This is a genomic window from Aeromicrobium sp. (genome assembly GCF_025965075.1).
In the GTDB taxonomy this organism is placed as follows: Bacteria; Actinomycetota; Actinomycetes; order Propionibacteriales; family Nocardioidaceae; genus Aeromicrobium.
This window is the reverse complement of the sequence record NZ_JAOPXQ010000047.1, coordinates 26,984-45,014: the sequence shown is the minus strand read 5'-3', so window position 1 is coordinate 45,014 and position 18,031 is coordinate 26,984. Positions and strand designations below refer to the sequence as shown.

The 18,031-nt window shown below is 70.7% G+C and carries 19 protein-coding genes and 1 tRNA gene; 7 read left to right on the top strand and 13 right to left on the bottom strand.

Translation table 11 applies throughout. The features are described from left to right. Positions 1–376: 376 nt before the first annotated feature. Positions 377–880, bottom strand: coding sequence for a hypothetical protein (locus JWQ91_RS03265; protein ID WP_297780769.1), 504 nt, complete (start codon positions 878–880; stop codon positions 377–379). 146 nt (positions 881–1,026) lie between these two features. Between JWQ91_RS03265 and JWQ91_RS03260 the strand changes: the two genes are divergently transcribed. Both JWQ91_RS03260 and JWQ91_RS03255 read left to right on the top strand, forming a co-directional pair. After that, positions 1,027–1,602, top strand: coding sequence for an RNA polymerase sigma factor (locus tag JWQ91_RS03260; protein WP_297780767.1), 576 nt, complete (start codon positions 1,027–1,029; stop codon positions 1,600–1,602). Next, positions 1,599–2,543: a DUF4349 domain-containing protein gene (locus JWQ91_RS03255; protein ID WP_297780764.1), complete on the top strand. Its 945-nt coding sequence runs from the start codon at positions 1,599–1,601 to the stop codon at positions 2,541–2,543. The genes JWQ91_RS03260 and JWQ91_RS03255 overlap by 4 nt, the downstream gene beginning before the upstream one ends. Before the next feature lie 2 nt (positions 2,544–2,545). Here JWQ91_RS03255 and JWQ91_RS03250 read toward each other — a convergent pair whose 3' ends face one another. Further along, on the bottom strand, positions 2,546–2,959 hold the full coding sequence (locus JWQ91_RS03250; protein ID WP_297780761.1) for a VOC family protein: 414 nt from the start codon (positions 2,957–2,959) through the stop codon (positions 2,546–2,548). A 151-nt stretch (positions 2,960–3,110) separates the two neighbouring features. Between JWQ91_RS03250 and JWQ91_RS03245 the strand changes: the two genes are divergently transcribed. Further along, a complete protein-coding gene (locus tag JWQ91_RS03245; RefSeq protein ID WP_297780758.1) occupies positions 3,111–4,682 on the top strand; it encodes a protein kinase in 1,572 nt (523 codons plus the stop codon). Positions 4,683–4,740: 58 nt separating this feature from the next. Here the strand turns inward: JWQ91_RS03245 and JWQ91_RS03240 are convergent, their stop codons facing one another. From JWQ91_RS03240 to JWQ91_RS03230, 3 genes are all read right to left on the bottom strand, one after another. Beyond that, positions 4,741–5,355, bottom strand: a complete 615-nt coding sequence (locus JWQ91_RS03240; RefSeq protein WP_297780755.1) for a hypothetical protein — start codon at positions 5,353–5,355, stop codon at positions 4,741–4,743. Positions 5,356–5,522: 167 nt separating this feature from the next. Beyond that, positions 5,523–5,598 (bottom strand) — tRNA-Ala (locus tag JWQ91_RS03235). Positions 5,599–5,641: 43 nt separating this feature from the next. Continuing rightward, the gene (locus JWQ91_RS03230) at positions 5,642–6,430 is read right to left on the bottom strand and encodes a hypothetical protein (protein WP_297780753.1); all 789 of its coding nucleotides are present in this window, start codon (positions 6,428–6,430) and stop codon (positions 5,642–5,644) included. Between the two features lie 208 nt (positions 6,431–6,638). On the opposite strand from JWQ91_RS03230, the gene JWQ91_RS03225 reads away from it, so the two are divergent. After that, entirely contained in the window at positions 6,639–6,863 is a 225-nt protein-coding gene (locus JWQ91_RS03225) for a hypothetical protein (protein WP_297780750.1), read from the top strand. Positions 6,864–7,004: 141 nt separating this feature from the next. Here the strand turns inward: JWQ91_RS03225 and JWQ91_RS03220 are convergent, their stop codons facing one another. The 5 genes from JWQ91_RS03220 to JWQ91_RS03200 are packed head-to-tail and all read right to left on the bottom strand — an operon-like array spanning position 7,005 to position 11,317. Then, positions 7,005–7,595, bottom strand: coding sequence for a GNAT family protein (locus JWQ91_RS03220; RefSeq protein WP_297780774.1), 591 nt, complete (start codon positions 7,593–7,595; stop codon positions 7,005–7,007). Beyond that, a complete protein-coding gene (locus JWQ91_RS03215) occupies positions 7,592–8,077 on the bottom strand; it encodes a MogA/MoaB family molybdenum cofactor biosynthesis protein (RefSeq protein WP_297780747.1) in 486 nt (161 codons plus the stop codon). Before JWQ91_RS03215 ends, JWQ91_RS03220 begins: the two co-directional genes overlap by 4 nt. After that, complete coding sequence (gene moaC / locus JWQ91_RS03210; protein ID WP_297780744.1) at positions 8,074–8,547, bottom strand: cyclic pyranopterin monophosphate synthase MoaC; 474 nt, start codon at positions 8,545–8,547, stop codon at positions 8,074–8,076. The genes JWQ91_RS03215 and moaC overlap by 4 nt, the downstream gene beginning before the upstream one ends. Beyond that, entirely contained in the window at positions 8,547–9,971 is a 1,425-nt protein-coding gene (gene glp / locus JWQ91_RS03205) for a gephyrin-like molybdotransferase Glp (protein WP_297780741.1), read from the bottom strand. Before glp ends, moaC begins: the two co-directional genes overlap by 1 nt. Positions 9,972–9,976: 5 nt before the next feature. Next, the gene (locus JWQ91_RS03200; protein ID WP_297780771.1) at positions 9,977–11,317 is read right to left on the bottom strand and encodes a UTP--glucose-1-phosphate uridylyltransferase; all 1,341 of its coding nucleotides are present in this window, start codon (positions 11,315–11,317) and stop codon (positions 9,977–9,979) included. Between the two features lie 82 nt (positions 11,318–11,399). Here JWQ91_RS03200 and JWQ91_RS03195 point away from each other — a divergent pair, with 82 nt between their 5' ends. After that, on the top strand, positions 11,400–11,960 hold the full coding sequence (locus JWQ91_RS03195; RefSeq protein ID WP_297780738.1) for a 5-formyltetrahydrofolate cyclo-ligase: 561 nt from the start codon (positions 11,400–11,402) through the stop codon (positions 11,958–11,960). A 22-nt stretch (positions 11,961–11,982) separates the two neighbouring features. Here the strand turns inward: JWQ91_RS03195 and JWQ91_RS03190 are convergent, their stop codons facing one another. From JWQ91_RS03190 to JWQ91_RS03180, 3 genes are read right to left on the bottom strand one after another with little or no spacing between them, the layout of a single operon-like run. Further along, positions 11,983–14,499 (bottom strand): penicillin acylase family protein, encoded by a 2,517-nt coding sequence (locus JWQ91_RS03190; RefSeq protein WP_297780735.1) that lies wholly within the window; start codon positions 14,497–14,499, stop codon positions 11,983–11,985. Between the two features lie 54 nt (positions 14,500–14,553). Beyond that, entirely contained in the window at positions 14,554–15,606 is a 1,053-nt protein-coding gene (locus JWQ91_RS03185; protein ID WP_297780730.1) for a hemolysin family protein, read from the bottom strand. Next, positions 15,603–16,970, bottom strand: a complete 1,368-nt coding sequence (locus tag JWQ91_RS03180; protein ID WP_297780728.1) for a hemolysin family protein — start codon at positions 16,968–16,970, stop codon at positions 15,603–15,605. The genes JWQ91_RS03185 and JWQ91_RS03180 overlap by 4 nt, the downstream gene beginning before the upstream one ends. A 99-nt stretch (positions 16,971–17,069) precedes the next feature. Between JWQ91_RS03180 and JWQ91_RS03175 the strand changes: the two genes are divergently transcribed. Continuing rightward, positions 17,070–17,366 carry an FmdB family zinc ribbon protein gene (locus JWQ91_RS03175; RefSeq protein ID WP_297780725.1) on the top strand — a complete coding sequence of 99 codons (297 nt, stop codon included), beginning with the start codon at positions 17,070–17,072 and terminating at the stop codon, positions 17,364–17,366. A gap of 63 nt (positions 17,367–17,429) precedes the next feature. Then, positions 17,430–18,020 carry an SAF domain-containing protein gene (locus tag JWQ91_RS03170; protein WP_297780722.1) on the top strand — a complete coding sequence of 197 codons (591 nt, stop codon included), beginning with the start codon at positions 17,430–17,432 and terminating at the stop codon, positions 18,018–18,020. Positions 18,021–18,031 lie beyond the last annotated feature (11 nt).

Here is an 18,031-nt window from a genome sequence, read left to right as displayed (position 1 = left end):
CCGGACGGTGGCGCTCCCTGAGAGAAACGTAAGGCCTAACGTCCCGACTTGGGGTCACTTTTGTGACTATCTTTCTCTAGTTCTTTCGGACTAGATGACAGGTAGTCATTTACCGTCGATAGCTGACAAAATGTGATCTGGAGCACGTCCTACTTCTCGACATCTCGGCAGCATCCCCCTCCCCAGCTGTTGATATCTGCTGTATTTGCAGCGATTCCGGCATGCGACGGCTGGGTTGCGGACGCCGTCCTACGCCAAGGGTCGCCGCTTGCCCGGACTAATCCCTCCAAGCATCGACCACTCACAGCGGGTCGAGACCGGGACGGGTCCCCGGACCCCCTAGAGAGACTTTCAGACGGCCTGACGCGCAAACCTGTCAGTTTTGCAACGCCGGCACGAACCGGTTCGCCGCCACCAGCACCATCTCCCCCGGCGAGATGCAGGTCTGCAGGACGACGTCGGCGGCGGGCAGGTCACCGACCTGCGCCTTGCCGCGACGCTCGGTCGAGATGTCGGTCACGAGATACGTGCCGTCCTCGACACCGTCACCGGTCAGCGCGACCGCGTCCCCGGGCTCGAGCTGCGGGATCCACGCCCGGCCGCCGCAGTAGTCGTGCTCGGCCACCAGCACCGGTCGGTCCGGGCCGAGGTCGATCGCGATGGGCCCGCGGCAGAGGTTGAGCAGCATCGGCGAGGGGCTGAGCCGCGAGGTGGCATACACCGAGCGGCGGACGTCGGCGTCCGGCGGTGACGTCACGCGCTTGACCGGGTCCAGCGTCGCGAGCTCCATGGAGCGCGAAGGGACCGGGGCGTGGCTCGCGCAGGACACGACAAGCACCAGCAGCGCGCAGGCCGCGAGAACCCGTCCGATTCGTCTCACGCCCACCCCCTCGGTCCCCGCCTCCACTGTACGTCCGAGGGATCCGGCCGATCCCCGATCAATTCCGAGCCGACGTGAGACGGTGAGCCTCGTCCGGACATCTACCAGTAGAAGCGTCCGCACGACAGCACAGAACGGAGCGCCGGGTGACCTCACCGACGACCCTCGACGACGGTCCCGCGATCGGCGACCGGGAGCTGCTGGCGCGCGCCGCGACCGGTGACCGCGGAGCGTTCGGACAGCTGTACGACCGGCATGTGCGTCCCGTCTACTGGCAGGCGTACAGCGTGGTCCGCGACGAGCGCGAGGCCGAGGACATCACCCAGGACGTGTTCATCACGACGTGGCACAAGATCCGCACCATCACCGTCGTCGACGAGTCCGTCCTCCCCTGGCTGCTCGTGACCGCCCGCTACACGGCGCTCAACGCCAGCCGCACCCGCCGGCGGCGCAGCACCGATGAGCTCGACCCCGACGTGGCGGCGGACCGCGCCGTCGAGGACGAGGTCGAGTCCGGCCTGGTCCGCGCCGAGATCGACAAGGCCACCGCCACCCTGTCACCGACCGACCGCCGCCTCTACGACCTCTGCGTCGCGGGCGACCACACCTACGAGATGGCCGCCCACGAGCTGGGCGTCACCCACGCCGTCGTCCGCAACCGGATCTCACGCCTCCGCCGCCGGCTCCGTGCCGACCTCCGCTCGATGAGGGAGACATCATGACCACCCCGACCCTCCATGACGACCGCATCGACAAGATGCGCCTGTCCGTCATGCACTCCGTCGACAGCGACATCAAGCGCCGCGGCCGCCGCGCGCGCACCATCATCGGGCTCACCGCCGCGAGCGTGCTGGTCGTCGGGCTCGGTGGGTACGCGCTCGAGTCCCTCGACTCGACGCAGCCCTCGTCGAGCATCTCGGCCGACGACAGCGGAGGCCGCGCCGAGCGCAACAGCGCAGCGGCTGAGGGCAGCGGCTCCGCCGCCGGCGACGCGAAGTCCGTCGCCCCCGAGGACGACCGCCAGGTGATCACGACCGGCGAGGTCAGCGTGACGGTCAAGGACCCGCGCGGCACGGCACAACGTCTCAGCACGTGGGTCGAGAGCATCGGCGGCCGCGTCGACAACCGCTCGGAGAGCGGCTCGGGAGACGAGGCATCGGCATTCGTCACGGTGCGGGTCCCCAGCACCCGGGTGACTGCGACGATCGATCGCCTCACGACGTACGGGACGGTCGAGCATGTCTCGCTGCAGAATGAGGACGTGACGGCGCAGACCAAGGATCTCGATGCCCGCATCGACGCGCTGCAGCTCTCGATCGGCCGGTTGGAGGGGATCCTGGCCGAGGCCGGCAGCAGCGGCGAGGTCATCAGGGCGGAGAACGCGCTGACCCAACGGCAGGAGCAGCTCGAGAGCCTCGAGGCGCAACGCAAGGCTGTCGCCGACCAGGTGTCGCTCTCGACGTTGTCGATCGACCTGTCGCAGAAGCGTCAGGTCGACTCGGTCGAGCCCGGCGGCTTCACCGGCGGGCTGCGGGACGGCTGGAACGCCCTGGTGTCGACCGTCAACCACACCGTCGAGATCGTCGGCGTGCTGCTGCCGTGGGCCCTGGTCGCCGTGGTGATCGCAGGGATCGGCCGCCTCCTCCTGCGCCGACGAGCCTGACCTCAGCCCCGCTGACCCGCGGCGTTGACCAGCCAGTCGATCCCGAACTTGTCGGTGAACATCCCGAACGTGTCGCCCCACGGCGCCGGCTCGAACGCCTGCGAGATCGTCCCGCCGGCCGACAGCCCGTCGAACCATGACCGCAGGGTCGCCTCGTCATCACCGCTGAGCGAGATCGAGATCGTCATGCCCGGCTTATAGGGCATTCCCGGCGGGAGGTCCGCGCCCATCAGGACCAGGCCGTCCTCGGTCTCGAGCTGCGAGTGCATGATCTGGTCGGCGTACGCCGGGTCCGGCGTCATCCCGAACTCCGAGAACGTGTTGCTGGTCAGCTCGCCGCCCAGCACGGACTGGTAGAACTGCATCGCCTCGGCGGCCTGGCCCTCGAACGTGATGTAGGGGTTGAGATTGGTCATGCATTCCTCCTCGTCGCTGTGTTTCTCCCGAGTATGACCCCGGCGCCTCGCCCTCGTCCTCACCTTCGGTGGGCGGTTTGTCGGCCGGATCTCGGGGTACTCCCCCGCTAACCGTCGACGCCGTCGCGGGCCGGATGACAGGTGTCTTGGGATGGATGAGCTGCTGAGCGCCCGCTACGAGCTGGGGGACATCCTCGGCTCCGGCGGGATGGGCGCGGTCTATCGCGCCCACGACACCCGGCTCGGCCGCCCCGTCGCGATCAAGGTCCTGCGGGCCGGACCGCTCGCGGACGACGTCTCCCGGGCCCGGATGCGCAGCGAGGCCCGCCTGGCCGCGTCGATCCTCCACCCCGGCGTCGCCCAGATCTACGACTACGAGGAGGACGGCTCGACGCATGGCGGCATGGCGTACATCGCGATGCAGCTCATCGAGGGCCGTACGCTCGCCGAGCTCATGAAGCAGGGCCCGATGGCGCCCGAGCAGGTCATGTCGGTCGTCATGCAGGTCGCCGATGCGCTGCAGGCCGCGCACGAGACCGGCATCGTCCACCGCGACCTCAAGCCCGCCAACATCATGGTGACGCCGACGGGCCGCACGGTCCTGGTCGACTTCGGCATCGCCCGCTCGCCCTTGAGCGAGCCGCTCACCGACACCGGCTCGCTGCTGGGGACCGCGGACTATCTCAGCCCCGAGCAGGCCGCCGGTCGCACGGCCACGCCGCAGTCCGACCTGTACGCCCTGGGGGTCGTCGCCTACCACTGCCTGTCGGGCGTCTCCCCGTTCCGCCGGGAGTCCCCCGTCGCGACGGCGCTGGCGCACCTGCAGGAGGACCTGCCGCCGGTCGGTGACGAGGTCCCCGCGCCCGTGCGGGACCTGATCGCTTCCCTCAGCGCCAAGGCACCCGAGGACCGTCCGTCCACCGCGGCCGCCGTCGCACTCCTGGCGGCCGCCGCCGGCGCGAGCGAGCGCGTCGTGGTGGGACCCTCGGCCGAGCCCCCGGTCGGGGTCGACGTGCCGTCGGAGCTCGTTGCCGAGGACACGATGGTGTCCGCCCCGCTGCCGACCGGGACCTCCGATCCCGTCGCGCACCCCGCCGCACGACGCCCCCGCCCTCGGACCCTCTACGCCGGTCTGGGCGTCGCGGTCGTCCTGGCTGCGCTCGGCCTGCAGCGGATGCAGGCCGACGAAGCCCCGGTCGTGCCCTCGGTCGTCGGGCTCGACGTCAAGGACGCCACCGCCAAGGTCCGGGACGCCGGGCTGACCGTTCGCCGCGAGTCGGTCGACGTCGCCGGCAAGCCCGCCGGGCTCGTGGTCGACCAGTCCCCCGAGCGCGGAGACGAGGCCGGTGACGACGACGTCGTCGAGCTGTCCGTGGTCTCGGGCAAGATCAGGGTCTCGGCGCGAAGCGTCATCGGCACGACGTACGCGAAGGCGTCGGCCGGCCTGGAGAAGCTCGGCTTCGTCGTCGCGCGCAAGGACGTCACCCAGGCCGCTGACGCCGGTGAGGTCGTCGCGCTGGACAAGTCCGGACGGCTGCCCGACGGGACGACCATCACGTTGTCGGTCGCGGTCGCTCCCGTGGTGGTGCGGCAGCCGACCGTCTCCTCCCCTGCTTCCTCGGGCCCCGCCAAGAGCAGCGGCACGCCCGTCAAGGCGAAGAAGAGCCACAGCAAGACCAAGACCAAGACCAAGGCCAAAGCCAAGAGCAGGAAGAAGAAGTAGCCCCGTACGCAGCAACGGCCCCACGCGTCTGCGTGGGGCCGTCGTGCGTAGGTGATGCCTAGCTGCGAGCAGCCCGGTCGACGCGGTTGTGATAGCGGTGGCCCATCAGGCCACCGGCGATCGCGAACAGGAGGGTCACGAGGATCACGGCGACACCGGTGATGACGGCACCCCCGGTCAGCTCGTCCGTCGAGATCGGGATCCGCGGCAGGTCGACCCGGTCCAGCACGTTGTACTTGTCACCGAAGATCGCTCCCAGCACGATCGCGATGACCGTCACGACCAGGCCGATGACCCACACGCCGACACCCTGCCGGGCGCCGTCGAACCGGGACATCCGGCCGGCGACGTAGCCGCCCGCGTAGTAGGCAAGAGCCAGGATCACCGACAGGGCGATGGCCGTCGAGGCGGCGATCGTCCCGGCGGAGCGCTCCGCGTCGGACTGGGTCACCTCGACGGAGGAGCCCACCGCCGTCAGGATCGCGCCGATGATGCCGGCCAGGAGGACCGCCACACCGATCGCGACGATCCAGCCGAAGAATGCTGCGCCGGTGTTGAGCCCGCCGAACTTGTCGCGGGCATGGTCCTCGTCCGTCGCGATCAGGTCGGTACGCCCGTCGTGGTCGTGATCCCTGTCGTGGGTGGTGAGGTCGTGCTGGCTGTCGTGCGCCATGGTCTGCTCCTTCAGTGGGGCGGACCCGAGTGACCGCTGGGGCTGGGGTTACCCCTACTTCACTGGCGACAAACGGCACGGGGCTCCGAGAGCGGCTCCTCCCCGAATCACTCGCCACACAAATTGACAGCGGGACCGGGAGAAAGCATTCCCGGTCCCGCTGTCAATGGTGGAGCATAGGAGATTCGAACTCCTGACCTCTTCGATGCGAACGAAGCGCGCTACCAACTGCGCCAATGCCCCATGCGCCCCGAACTGCGGGCGCTCGCCAACTTTATCAGGCCACTCAGTGACCCACTGCGCGGCGTTGCTGGTCGGGTCCGTCGGCCCTCTTCGGCAGCTCGACGTCCTCGCCCTCGATGTGTCCCGAGGTCCACGTTCCGGGCTGCGAGAAGTCGATCGTGCGGACCGTCCGGCCGGCACGCGGCTTGGTGACGTAGGTCGGCAGGGTGACCGGCAGCGGGTCCCAGAGAGCCTCGCCGGCGGTCGAGACGGACGGGACCGCGATCACGATCTGGTCATCGAGGGCGTCGACCTCGAGGGCCACGTCCTCCATCCGGTGCTTGCGACCCGGGTTGATGTCCTCGAACTGGCCGGACACGATGATCGTGTCCTCCTCGTCGAACGCGACCGGCGTGTCCCGCTTGCGCGGCAGCTTGGGCGCAGCGAGGCCGAGCTCACCACGGACCTGGACACGGCAGGCGACGAGCCAGGCGATGTCGAGGACCGCGGGGACCGCCAGCGCGAGGACGGGGACGACCCCGAGTCCGGCAAGGATCCCGACGACGGCGGTGAGCGCCAGCAGCGTGAGCAGGGTGCGGCGACGGCGACGGGCTGCCAGTCGTGCGGCGGGTCGGTCGAGCGTACGAGCGGGGGTGTCGGTCGCAGCGGCCGGCGTCACGTCGACCTTCTCGGCGATCACAGGCGCTGCGGTCGCGGGCGTCGGGCGGGAGATGACACGGCCGAGCGACCCGGAGGTCTCGACGGAGTCGTTCTTGCCGGCCTCGTCATAGCGGCGGAGGGCAAGCGGAATGAAGTACGCCGCCCAGACAACGACGACGAACGCAATGATCAACCCACCACTCTGGCCCACGAGCAAAACGGTAGGCGGTCAGCAGCCCCATCACCCGCAGCACGGGCGTGTGTCGCCTGAGAACTTGTGGGGCGTGTGTGACTCGCTCGGCCCGCGGCGCCCCTCCCGTCGACGGGACCGCTTCCACAGGTCACGGAATGGGCTGCCCTTGCAGAGAGTTCGTGTCGGTGGCGGCCTCTGGAGTCGAAGCATGTTAGAGGACGCGCCGATCGACTCCCTGTTGGGTCAGGTGCTGTCGTACGACTTCGAGTCGCTGCCGGTCGTGGAGACCGGTTTCGTCCGGGTCGAGGCGATTGTCGCGCTGGACCGGGTGATCCGTGCGGCGCAGGCCGAGCAGGCCGCCCAGGTCGCGGCCTCGTACGACGAGCGGTCCACCGGATCGGCCTGGGTCAGGGCGATCCGGGGCTGTCGGTGATCGGTGAGGTCGGGATGGCTCGCAACATCGGGCCCACCCGGCCACCTCCGCCAATAGCCGCCCGCCCGGGCTGATGCGCTGGCGGCCACATCGATCCACCCCTTGAACGCTGGCGCACCGCTCACCGGTCCACCCGAGGGTCTAGCGCGAGGTGAGCCGGGACAGCAGGCCGTTCGGCGCGTCCTCGGCCAGGATCTGGAAGACCCGGTGGTCCCGCCACTCCCCCGCGATGTGCAGGTAGCGGCGAGCGAGCCCGACCTCGGAGAAGCCCAGCTTGTCCACGACCCGCAGGCTCGCGGCGTTCTCCGGCCGGATCGAGATCTCGATCCGGTGCAACCCCGCGGTCGTCAGCAGATGGTCGCAGACCAGCGCCACCGCCGTCGGGGTGATCCCGCGGCCCGCGTGGCTCCGCGCGACCCAGTAGCCCAGGTTGGCCCAGCGCGCCGAGCCCCACGTGATCCCGTTGACCGTCAGCATCCCGACGAGCTCGTCGTCCCAGGTCAGCGCGAACGGCATGGCCTGCCCGAGCCGGGCCCGACGACGCAGGGCGCCGATCATCGCGACGTACGACGTCGAGGTCTGTCCGGCCTCCCGGGGCAACGTCGCCTCCCACGGTCCGAGCCACTCCGCGTTGGCGGCTCGCAGCCTCCGCCACGCGCGGGCGTCGCGACGTCGCAGCGGACGGACGCCGATCGAGCCGTGCGACAGCGTGACCGGCCAGCCGGCGCTCAGGACTCGCTCCTGGGGTGGTCGCCGCCCTGCAGCTGGTCGACCGCGTGCGGCAGGACCTCGGCCAGCACCGCGAGACCATCCTTGACGCCTCCACGCGAGCCGGGCAGGTTCGCGACGATAGCCGATCCGGCTACTCCGACGAGTCCCCGCGACAGGGATGCCGTGGCGATCCCGTTGGCGACGCCGCGCGCCCGCATCGCCTCGGCGACGCCGGGGAGCTCACGATCCAGGAGGGGACGCGTCGCCTCGGGGGTGCGGTCCGTCGGGTTGATCCCGGTCCCGCCGGTCGTGATGACCGCCACCGCGCCATCGACGAGCGCCGCACGGATGGCGTCGGCGACCGGCTGACCGTCCGGGACGACGGCCGGCGGGCCGACCTCGAAGTCCCAGCTCCGCAGGGCGTCCACGATCAGCGGGCCCGTGGTGTCCTCGTAGACACCGCTCGAGGCACGGTTGGACGCGACGACGACGGCTGCCTTCATGAGCGCTGCCAGTCCCCGCTCTTGCCGCCGGACTTCGCCATGACCTCGATGTCGGTGATCCGGGCGAGCTTGTCGACCGCCTTGACCATGTCGACGACGGTCAGCGCGGCGACGCTGACGGCGGTCAACGCCTCCATCTCGACGCCGGTACGGTCCGCGGTCCGGACCGTCGCCTGGATGAGGACGACACCGTCGTCGACCTCGAGGTCGACCTCCACACCGCTGATCGCGAGCGGGTGGCACAGCGGGATGAGGTCGGGCGTCCGCTTCGTGGCCATGATGCCGGCGATCCGGGCGACCGCCAGGGCATCGCCCTTGGGCATGCCGTCGCCGCGCAGCAGCGCCACGACCTCGCTGCTGACCTCGACCCGGCCGCGGGCCGTGGCGGTCCGGGCGGTGATGTCCTTGGCCGTGACATCGACCATCCGCGCCGCCCCGGAGTCGTCCACGTGGGTCAGACGGTCCGCCACTAGAAGGGCCTGTCCAGCACGAGGGTGCGGACCGTGTCGCCGAGGTTGAGGGCGGTCTGGTCCTCCCCGACGATGATCAGCGCGTTGGCCTTGGCCAGCGTCCCGACCATGTGGGACCCGGCGCCCTCCAACGGGGTGACCTTGGCACCGCGGTGCGTGACCTCGAAGACCGCGCGGACGTACTGCCGCACGCCCGGCCGCGATCGCAGGTCGGACGCCAGCACGGCGTGGACCATGGGGCGGCGGTAGGGCGTCCGGCCCATCATGCGGCGGATCGCCGGCAGGACGAACACCTCGAACGACACGTAGGCCGACACGGCGTTGCCCGGCAGCGTGATGATGGGGGTCTGCTCGTCGAAGACCTTGCCGAAGCCCTGCGGCTTGCCCGGCTGCATCGCGACCTCGTTGAAGTCGACCGTCCCGAGCGCCGACAGCGTCTCCTTGACGACGTCGTGGTCGCCCTTGCTGATGCCGCCGCTGGTGACCACCAGGTCGGCGCGCACGAGCTGCTCGGACAGGACCCGCTGGAACCGGCGCGGGCTGTCGTCGACCGCCCCGACGCGGTAGCAGATCGCTCCGGCCTCGCGCACCGCCGCGGCCAGCATGTAGCTGTTGCCGTCGAAGATCGAGTCGTAGTCGAGGTGGGTCCCGGGCTCGCGCAGCTCGCTGCCGGTCGAGATCACGACGACACGGGGGCGCGGCCGGGCCTTGACCCGGGGCGCGCCGAGCGAGGCCAGGAGGCTGATCTCGCGCGGGCCGAGGACCGTGCCCTCGGCCAGCACGGTGTCGCCGGTGCGGATGTCCTCGCCCTGGGGGCGGATCCGGGCGCCCCGGTCGGCCGAGGCGTAGATCTGCACGCGGGCGTTGCCGCGATCGGTCTCCTCGAACGGCACGACGGCGTCGGCGCCGCGCGGGATCGGGGCGCCGGTCATGATCTTGACCGCGGTGCCGGCGCTGATCGCGAACGGCTTGGCCGATCCGGCGGAGATCTCGCCGACGACCGGCAGGGTCACGGGCTGCTGGCGGGTGGCTCCGGTGATGTCCTCGGCGCGCACGGCGTAGCCGTCCATCGAGGAGTTGTCGAAGCGGGGCAGGTCGATCGGGCTGACGAACGCCTCATGGATCGGCAGGCCCAGCGACTCGACGAGCGGCTGCTCGTAGGGGGCCAGCGGCCCGATGCCGCGCAGGATCTTCTCGAGGTGGTCCTCGACCGTCAGGACGCCCTCCCGGACGCTCTCGGGCCGGGGGCGGACGGCCGGTGCCGGTGCCGCCTCGCTGGCCGGGGTCTCGGGACGCGTCACGGGCTGGGTGAGCTCCTCGTCGCCGGCCCCAGCGGTGCTCGGGCCGGCCTGTGCAGGAGGTTGACCCGGCTCGGTCGGGAGCATGCGCTGCTCCGGTCCGTGGTCATTTCCTCCTGAGGACATGCGTGTCAGCCTAACCGGGTGTCCGCCGCGACGCTCTCGGCCGTGCCGGTGTCGTCCAGGGTGACGTCCCTACGCACGGTGACTCCGCGGCCGAACCGCCAGTCCCCGCGGACCGTCAGCCGCCGCGCCTCGACCAGCGACGGGGGCGACGGCAGCCGCGCGTCGAAGTCCGCGATCGTGGAGTAGAACCGGCGGTCGAGGTCGACCAGCGGGGCCGCGTCGACCTGCGAGCGCACGCGGAAGTCGTCCCCCACGCCGTAGACGTCCGACCGCAGCAGGAGCAGGTCGTTGGTCGTCTTGACCGGCAGGAACCGGGACCGGTCGACCTCGATCGCGGTCGCCCCGTCGAACACCTCGACGGCGGCACCCATCGCGGACTCGATCTGCACGACCTCGGTCGAGGACTTGTCGGTGGGGTCGACGGTCTTGGTGTTGCGGATCAGCGGCAGGCCGAGGACGCCCTCGCGGTCCTCGAGCGTCTGCTTCATGACCCGCAGGTCGAACCACAGGTTGTTGGTGTGGAAGTAGCGGTGCCGCTCGGGATCGGCGGCCGCCGCGGCGTCCTCGTCGGGGGTCTGCGCGGTCTCCCGCAGGACCAGGCGGCCGTCGCTCTTGCGGACCACGATGTGGCCGCCCTTGACGTCCGCGGGAGTGCGTCGGCAGACCTCGGCGGCGTAGGGCGCGCCCGAGGCCGCGAACCAGCCCATCATCGCCGGGTCCGGCGCGGCACCGAGGTTGTCGGCGTTGGAGACCGTGGCGTAGCGGTAGCCGGCGTCGATCAGGGCGTCGAGGATCCCGGAGACCTCGAGCGCGGTGTAGAGGTCGCCGTGTCCCGGGGGGCACCACTCGAGCGACGGGTCGGCCGGCCAGTCGACGGGCGTCAGGTCGTCGGTGCGGAGCTTGGGCTCACGATTCTGCAGGAAGTCGATCGGCAGTCCCTCGACCGCGAGGTCGTCGTATTTCGCGAGCGCGGCCAGGGTGTCGTCGCGGGTGCGGAAGCTGTTCATGAACAGCAGCGGCAGCGTCACGCCGAGCTGCTCGCGCAGGTGCAGGACCTGTCCCGCGATGACGTCGAGGAACGTCAGGTCGGGCCGGACGGGCAGCAGGGTCTTGGCCCGGTCGAGCCCCATCGAGGTGCCGAGGCCGCCGTTGAGCTTGATGACAGCCGTGACGGCGGCCGCCTCGCGGCACTGCTCGTCGGTCAGCGAGATCGCACCGGCGTGGTCGATGTCGACGAGCGGGTCCACCTCGGACTCCGGGATCATCCCGGAGGCGCCCCCCTCGAGCTGTCCGTAGAAGGAGGAGAACACGTCGATCGCTCGCTGCGGCACCCCCGCGTCCACCATCCGTTGCTGCGCCTGCTCCAAGCCCGTCACGAGACCTCCTTAGTTCGAGCGCCTTCCGGCGCCCATAGGTTAGCGTCAGCGCGTGACCAAGGCTCAGGTGCGCGGCGAGCTCCTCGACCGACGTCGTGCGATGTCGCCCGGCGAGCGTGCCGAGGCCGCCGAGGCGATCGCGCTGCACCTGCTCGCGGTACCCGTCATCGCCCGCGCCAACCGGGTCGCCTGCTACCTGTCGATGCCGACCGAGCCCGGCACCGGCCCGCTCGTCGCGGCGCTGCACGACCGTGGGGTCGAGGTCGTCGTGCCGATCAGCCTCGATGACCACACGCTCGACTGGTCGACGTACGACCCGACCGCAGCGGTGACGCCGACCGCGCTCGGCATCCCGGAGCCGGCCGGCGTACGCCTGGGGGTCGACGCGCTCGAGACGTGCGACGTGGTGATCCTGCCGGCGCTGGCCGTCGACCACGCGGGTCACCGGCTCGGACGGGGCGCCGGCTACTACGACCGCGCGCTCGCCGGGACGTCCGCGCCGCTGTGCGCCGTGGTGTTCACCCACGAGCTGCTGCCGACGCTGCCGCACGAGCCGCACGACGTGCCCGTGCAGATGGCGGTCACCCCGGCCGGGCTGTTCCGCGTCCCCTAGCCGGCGCCGCTGGCTCGTCCCGCTAGCTCGTCCCGCTGGGCTTGAGCGTCAGCGTGTCGTCGGTCGATGCGGCCACGGCCTTGCGGCCGAACGCCCACGGCAGCGTCTCGCCCTTGGCCCACAGCGGCGCCTGGTCGAGGTAGTGGTCGTCGAACGCGTGACCGGAGTTGCCGGTCAGCTGGATCCAGCGGGAGCGGTCGAGATTGCCCAGGTCCACGACCATCCGCATCGACGGCACCGCGGTGACCTCGTAGCCCTCCGTGGCGTCCCAGCTCGTCGCGTCGACGATGCCGCTGCCGCCACCGACCTTGAACGGGCCACGGTTGAAGATGCGGTTGACCAGGCCGACGCCCGAGTCACCCAGGGTCGGGTTGACGAGCTCGAGCTTGTGCATCGTGCCCCACCGCCACTCGCTCGGGCTGCGGGACTGGATCATCGTCAGCTCGTCCCGCGCGGCCCGCATCGCGTCGGCGAGGATCTCGTCGCGCGTCTCCTTGATGCCCGGAGTCGTGGTGTCGTCCCACCAGTGGTTGCCGGGTTGGTCGAGGATGCTCGCGACGATCGTGAACCACCGCTCCCCACCGGTCGGCCAGGCGTTCTTGGGCAGCTCGTCGTGGAACGTCCGCTCGAGCAGGTGCCGCCAGACCGCGTTGAAGTACGCCGCACCGGGCGAGTCGACGTCCTGGCGGAAGTCCCACCCGCGGAGGGTCGCCTGCCCCTGGCGGTAGTAGGCGCTCTCGAGCTGGATCCGGAGCAGCTCCGGCACGAGCCGGGCGGCGTTGGCGCTGTAGGTGTCGTTCTGGATCCGCGACATGTCCGCGACGCTGAGCTTGTCCTTGGCCGTGATGAGGTCACGGATGCGCTCGGACCGGTAGCCGTCGGCGGTGTCGGCACCCAGGACGTGCGGGTACTGGTTGCCGATGACCCGGTTGTTGGCCGTGACGATGAAGCCCTCGTCGGGGTTGTAGACCGTCGGGAGCTCCTCGAACGGGATCGTCCCCGTCCAGCCGTAGCTCTTGTCCCAGCCGGGGACCGGCCACCGGCCGTCGCCCTTGCGGCGCACCGGGATCGTGCCGGGCGACTGATAGCCGATGTTGCCGGCCCGGTCGGCGTACACGAGGTTCTGCGCCGGCACCGTGAACAGCTTCGCCGCGGCCCGGAAGTCGTCCCAGTCCTGCGCCTTGTCGAGGGCGAAGACCGCCTTGATCGTGGGCTCGGGCGTCAGCGCGGTCCAGCCGAGCGACACCTCGTACGCGCCTCGGGTCGCCGTGGCCTGCTGGCCCGCCCCGACGTCGGCGACATCCCTCGACAGGTCGTCGTCGAGGTCGGACAGGATCGGTCCGTGTCGGGTCGACCGGACTGTGATCCGCTCGGTGTCCCCGTCCGCGACCTCGAACGTCTCCTGACGGGTCTCGAGCGGGAGCTGCCGTCCGTCGTACTCGTACGTGTCGCCGGTGACCTTCTCGAGGTACAGGTCCGCGACGTCGGCGTACATCGTCGTGACGCCCCACGCGATCCGGTCGTTGTGGCCGACGACCACGCCGGGCAGACCCGCGAACGAGAAGCCCGAGACGTCGTACGGGCAGGCCGCGCTGACGGTGCGGCAGTGCAGCCCGACCTGGTACCAGATGCCCGGCATCGAGGGCGCCAGGTGCGGGTCGTTGGCCAGGATCGGCTTGCCCGTCGTGGAGTGCTCGCCGTCGACGACCCACGAGTTGGAGCCGATGCCCTCCCCGATGCCCAGCAGCGCGGGCAACGCCTCGGCGCCCTTCTGTGCCGACGACAGCGAGGCCACGGCGGAGCGGGCCAGGGCCGGATCGGGTGTCACCGTCCGGCGGAACGTGCCACCCCCGACGGTGCCCTCGCCGGCGATCGTGGCGTGGTCCGAGGGATAGCCAGGGTAGAGCTCCTCGACCTCGTCGACCGACAGCTTGGCGGTCGACAGCACCCGGGTGATCTCGTCATCCATGTTGCTGCGCAGGTCCCACGCCATGGCCTTGATCCAGGCCAGCGAGTCGACCGCGGTCCACGGCTCGGGCGTGTAGTCCGGCCCGGTCAGCGACAGGACGGAGTACTCCAGCGACAGCTGGGACGCCGACCGGTCGTCGATGTACTCGTTGACCCCTCGGGCGTACGCCCGGACGAGCGAGAGCGTCGTGTCGTCGAGGAGGGCCAGCTCCTTCTCGGCGGTGCGGCGCCAGCCCAGCGTGCGGACGAACTTGTCGGTCTCCAGCCCCCCCTCGCCGACCAGCTCGGACAGGCGCCCGGCCGTGACGTGGCGGCGGAAGTCCATCTCGTAGAAGCGGTCCTGCGCCTGGACGAAGCCCTGCGCGAAGAACAGGTCCTCGGGATTGTCGGCATAGATCTGCGGGATGCCCTTGCCGTCCCGCTGGACCGTGACGGTGCCCTTGAGCGCGCTCGCGGTCAGCTCCCCGGTCGTGTCGGGGAACGACTTGCGGACCGTGACGAACGAGAAGATCGCCGCCCCGAGGACGGCCAGCAACAGCACGGAGGAGGTCACGAGGACGAAGCGGCGCACCGAGCCATTCTCACCCACACCGCTGCCCGGGTCGACGCGACCCGTGCCCAGCCGTCAGGCGCGCCTGCCGTCGCCGGTACTGCCGCTGCGGATCTCGCCGACGAGCTCCTCGAGGACGTCCTCGAGCATGATGACGCCGAGCACCTGGCCGGACTCGTCGGCGACCCGAGCCATGTGCGAGCCCCGGGCCTGCATCGTGCGGAGGGCCTCGTAGAGCCCCGAGTCAGCGTGCACCGTCGCGAGCGGGCGCAGCCACTTGTCCGCGATCGTCTCGCGGCGGGCCGCGCCGTCGGTCTCCAGCACGTCCTTGATGTGCAGGTAGCCCGTGATGTCGCCCATCGCGTCGACGACCGGGAAGCGGGAGAAGCCGGTGTCGGCGCAGGCCCGCTCGACGTCGACCGGGGTCGCGCTCGGCGGGATCGTGACGAGCCCGGCCCGCGGCAGCAGGACCTGCGCGACGGTGCCGTCGGAGAAGTCGAGCGCGCCGGACACCAGTCCGTACTCGTCCTCGTCGAGCAGGCCCTCGCGGCGGGACTCCTCGACGAGCCCCGCGACCTCGTCGTGCGAGTACGTCGAGGCGACCTCATCCTTGGGCTCGACGCCGAAGGCCCGGACGATCATGTTGGCCGTGCCGTTGAGCAGCACGACGAACGGCTTGAGGACCAGCACGACCGCCAGCATGAACGGGCCGAGGAACAGTGCCGCCCGGTCGGGACCGACCAGCGCGAGGTTCTTGGGCACCATCTCGCCCAGCACGACGTGGGCGAACACCACGATCGTCATGGCGATGACGAACGAGACGGGGTGCACGACCCCCTCGGGGACGTTGACCGCCTCGAAGACGGGCTCCATGAGGTGGGCGATCGCCGGCTCGCCGACGGCGCCGAGGCCCAGCGAGCAGATCGTGATGCCGAGCTGCGCCGCGGCCATGACCTGCGTGATGTTCTCGATCGCCCGCATCGCCAACCGCGCCGGCGCCGAGCCGGCCGCGATGCGCGGCTCCAGCTGGGTGCGGCGGGCCGAGATCAGCGCGAACTCCGCAGCGACGAACAACGCGTTGAGCGCCAGCAGCACGACCGTCAGGACGACGGCTCCGATGTCGCTCATGAGGTGACCTCCCCGGGCATGGCCTCGTCGTCGACCGTGAGGGAGACCCGGTCGATGCGGCGGCCCTCCATGCGCTCGATCGTCAGCGTCACGAGCAGCGGCTCGGGATCGTCCTCGTCGTCGTCAGGTGTCCGGTCGAGGCGCAGGCTGACGACGTCGCCACGCTGGCCCAGGCGGCCGAGCCGCTCGAGGATGAGGCCCGCAATGGTCTCGTAGTCCTCGCCCTCCGGCAGTGCGATGCCGGTCTGCTCCTCGACCTCGTCGGGCCGCAGCAGGCCCGACAGCGACCACGTGCCGTCGCGGCGGTGCCGGCTGCGGGACGACAGCCGGTCGTGCTCGTCGGCGATGTCGCCCACGATCTCCTCGACCAGGTCCTCGAGGGTCACGACCCCGTCGGTGCCGCCGTACTCGTCGACCACGATCGCCATCTGCATCCCCTGCTCGCGCAGCACCGACAGCAGAGGGTCGAGCTCGATGCTGTCCGGCACGATCGTCGGCGGGTCCAGGATGTCGGTCAGGCGGACCGAGCGCCTGCGGTCCGGCTCGACGCCGACGGCCTGCTTGACGTGGACGATCCCGAGGACGTCGTCGGGGCTCTTGCCGATGACCGGGAAGCGGGAGTGGCCCGTCTGGCGGGCGGCCTCGATGACGTCGAAGGCCGTGTCGCGTCCCTCGAGGAAGTGGACGCGCACCCGCGGCGTACGCACGTCGGCCGCGGTCCGGTCGCCGAACGCGATGCTGCGGGCGACCAGGTCCGCGGTCTCGTCGTCGATCGCGCCCTCGACCGCCGACCGCAGCACGAGAGAGCGGAGCTCGACCGGCGATCGGGCCGAGCGCAGCTCCTCCTGCGGCTCGACGCCGAGCGCCCGCAGGATCGTGTTGGCCAGGCCGTTGAGCGCCCGGATGGGCCACGCCATGGCCCGGGTGAACGCCCGCTGGGGCCACTGGGTCAGTGCGGCGGTCCGTTGCGGCAGCGCCAGCGCGAAGTTCTTGGGCACGAGCTCGCCGACCAGCATCGTGACGACCGTGCTGACGATCAGCGCGATGCCGTACGAGACCCCCTTGAGCGCGCCGTCCTGCAGCCCCGCGGACTCCAGCGGGTCGTGCAACAGCTTGCCGATCGCCGGCTCGGCCAGGAAGCCGATCGCCAGGTTGGTGATCGTGATGCCGAGCTGGGCGCCGCTGAGCTGGGTCGACAGCGACCGCAGCGCGAGCAGCGTGCCCTGGGCGCCCTTGTCGCCGGCCTCGGCGTCACGCTCGATCGTCGCGCGGTCGACCGTCACGAACGAGAACTCGGCGGCGACGAAGACCCCGCAGGCGAGCATCAGGAGGAGGGACGTGGCCAGCAGCAGCCATTCGGTCATCGATGGGCTCCGAGAGGGCTCTGGCGACGAGGGATGCGATCGATCACGGTGCGGCAACTGTACCCTTGGGGAGCATTGCCGATCGAGCGGGAGCATGTCGTGCCGAAGTACCAGTACCAGTGCAAGGACTGCGGAGAAGCGCTGGAGGTCCAGCAGAGCTTCACCGACGACGCGCTGACCGTCTGCCCCACCTGCGGCGGCGACCTGCGCAAGGTGTTCAACGCCGTGGGCGTGGTGTTCAAGGGCTCCGGGTTCTACCGCAACGACAGCCGGTCGACGTCGTCGTCGTCCGACGCCGCCAAGCCGTCCTCGAGCGACAGCAAGAGCTCCTCCTCGGACAGCAAGCCCGCCGCGGCGGCGCCGGCCAAGAAGAGCGACTCCGGCTCCGCCGCGTAGCCCGCTCGCCCCCCCTGTGGACACACTCCTGCGGGTCCGGGCCGATCTTCCTAGGCTCTGGTCATGGACCGGATCCAGCAGCTCGTCCTCGAGCACCGCAGGCTGCTCGCCGCCGTCCTCGCCGGCCTCGCGGTCCTGACCGGGCTCTCGTCGCTGCGTCAGCCGACGGACGGCATCCCGGTCGTCGTCTCCCGGCACGACCTGCGCAGCGGCCACGTCATCACGGAGCGCGACCTGCGTACGACCACGGTCCCGGCCGCTGCCGCCGCCGGGCACGCGCTGGACCGGTCCGCCGCCGTCGGTCGACGTGTCGCCGGACCGATGCGCCGGGGCGAGACCGTCACCGACTTCCGGGTCCTGCGTGCCGACGCCCTGGCCGGTTACGGGACCGGCGCCGTCCTCACCACGATCCGGGTCGACCTGGCCGACGGCGCCGCGGGCGTGAGGGTCGGTGACCGGGTCGACGTGGTCGCGGTGGACCCCGACGGCGAGAGCCGGGCGACGGTCGTCGCGCGCGCCGTCGAGGTCGTCACCGTCCCGGGCCCGGACGATCCGGACGCGACGTCGCTGGGCATCGTGACGTCGGAGAAGGACGCCCTGTCGCTGGCGACGGCCGGCCTGGAGGCGCGATTCAGCCTCATCACGTCGTCCTAGTGGTGGCCGCG

Coding starts and splice junctions, on each gene's coding strand:
- JWQ91_RS03255 (WP_297780764.1), top strand. CDS start 1,599: ATGACCACCCCGACCCTCCATGACGACCGCATCGACAAGATGCGCCTG.
- JWQ91_RS03250 (WP_297780761.1), bottom strand. CDS start 2,959: ATGACCAATCTCAACCCCTACATCACGTTCGAGGGCCAGGCCGCCGAG.
- JWQ91_RS03245 (WP_297780758.1), top strand. CDS start 3,111: ATGGATGAGCTGCTGAGCGCCCGCTACGAGCTGGGGGACATCCTCGGC.
- JWQ91_RS03240 (WP_297780755.1), bottom strand. CDS start 5,355: ATGGCGCACGACAGCCAGCACGACCTCACCACCCACGACAGGGATCAC.
- JWQ91_RS03225 (WP_297780750.1), top strand. CDS start 6,639: ATGTTAGAGGACGCGCCGATCGACTCCCTGTTGGGTCAGGTGCTGTCG.
- JWQ91_RS03215 (WP_297780747.1), bottom strand. CDS start 8,077: ATGAAGGCAGCCGTCGTCGTCGCGTCCAACCGTGCCTCGAGCGGTGTC.
- glp (WP_297780741.1), bottom strand. CDS start 9,971: ATGTCCTCAGGAGGAAATGACCACGGACCGGAGCAGCGCATGCTCCCG.
- JWQ91_RS03200 (WP_297780771.1), bottom strand. CDS start 11,317: ATGGTGGACGCGGGGGTGCCGCAGCGAGCGATCGACGTGTTCTCCTCC.
- JWQ91_RS03185 (WP_297780730.1), bottom strand. CDS start 15,606: ATGAGCGACATCGGAGCCGTCGTCCTGACGGTCGTGCTGCTGGCGCTC.
- JWQ91_RS03180 (WP_297780728.1), bottom strand. CDS start 16,970: ATGACCGAATGGCTGCTGCTGGCCACGTCCCTCCTCCTGATGCTCGCC.
- JWQ91_RS03170 (WP_297780722.1), top strand. CDS start 17,430: ATGGACCGGATCCAGCAGCTCGTCCTCGAGCACCGCAGGCTGCTCGCC.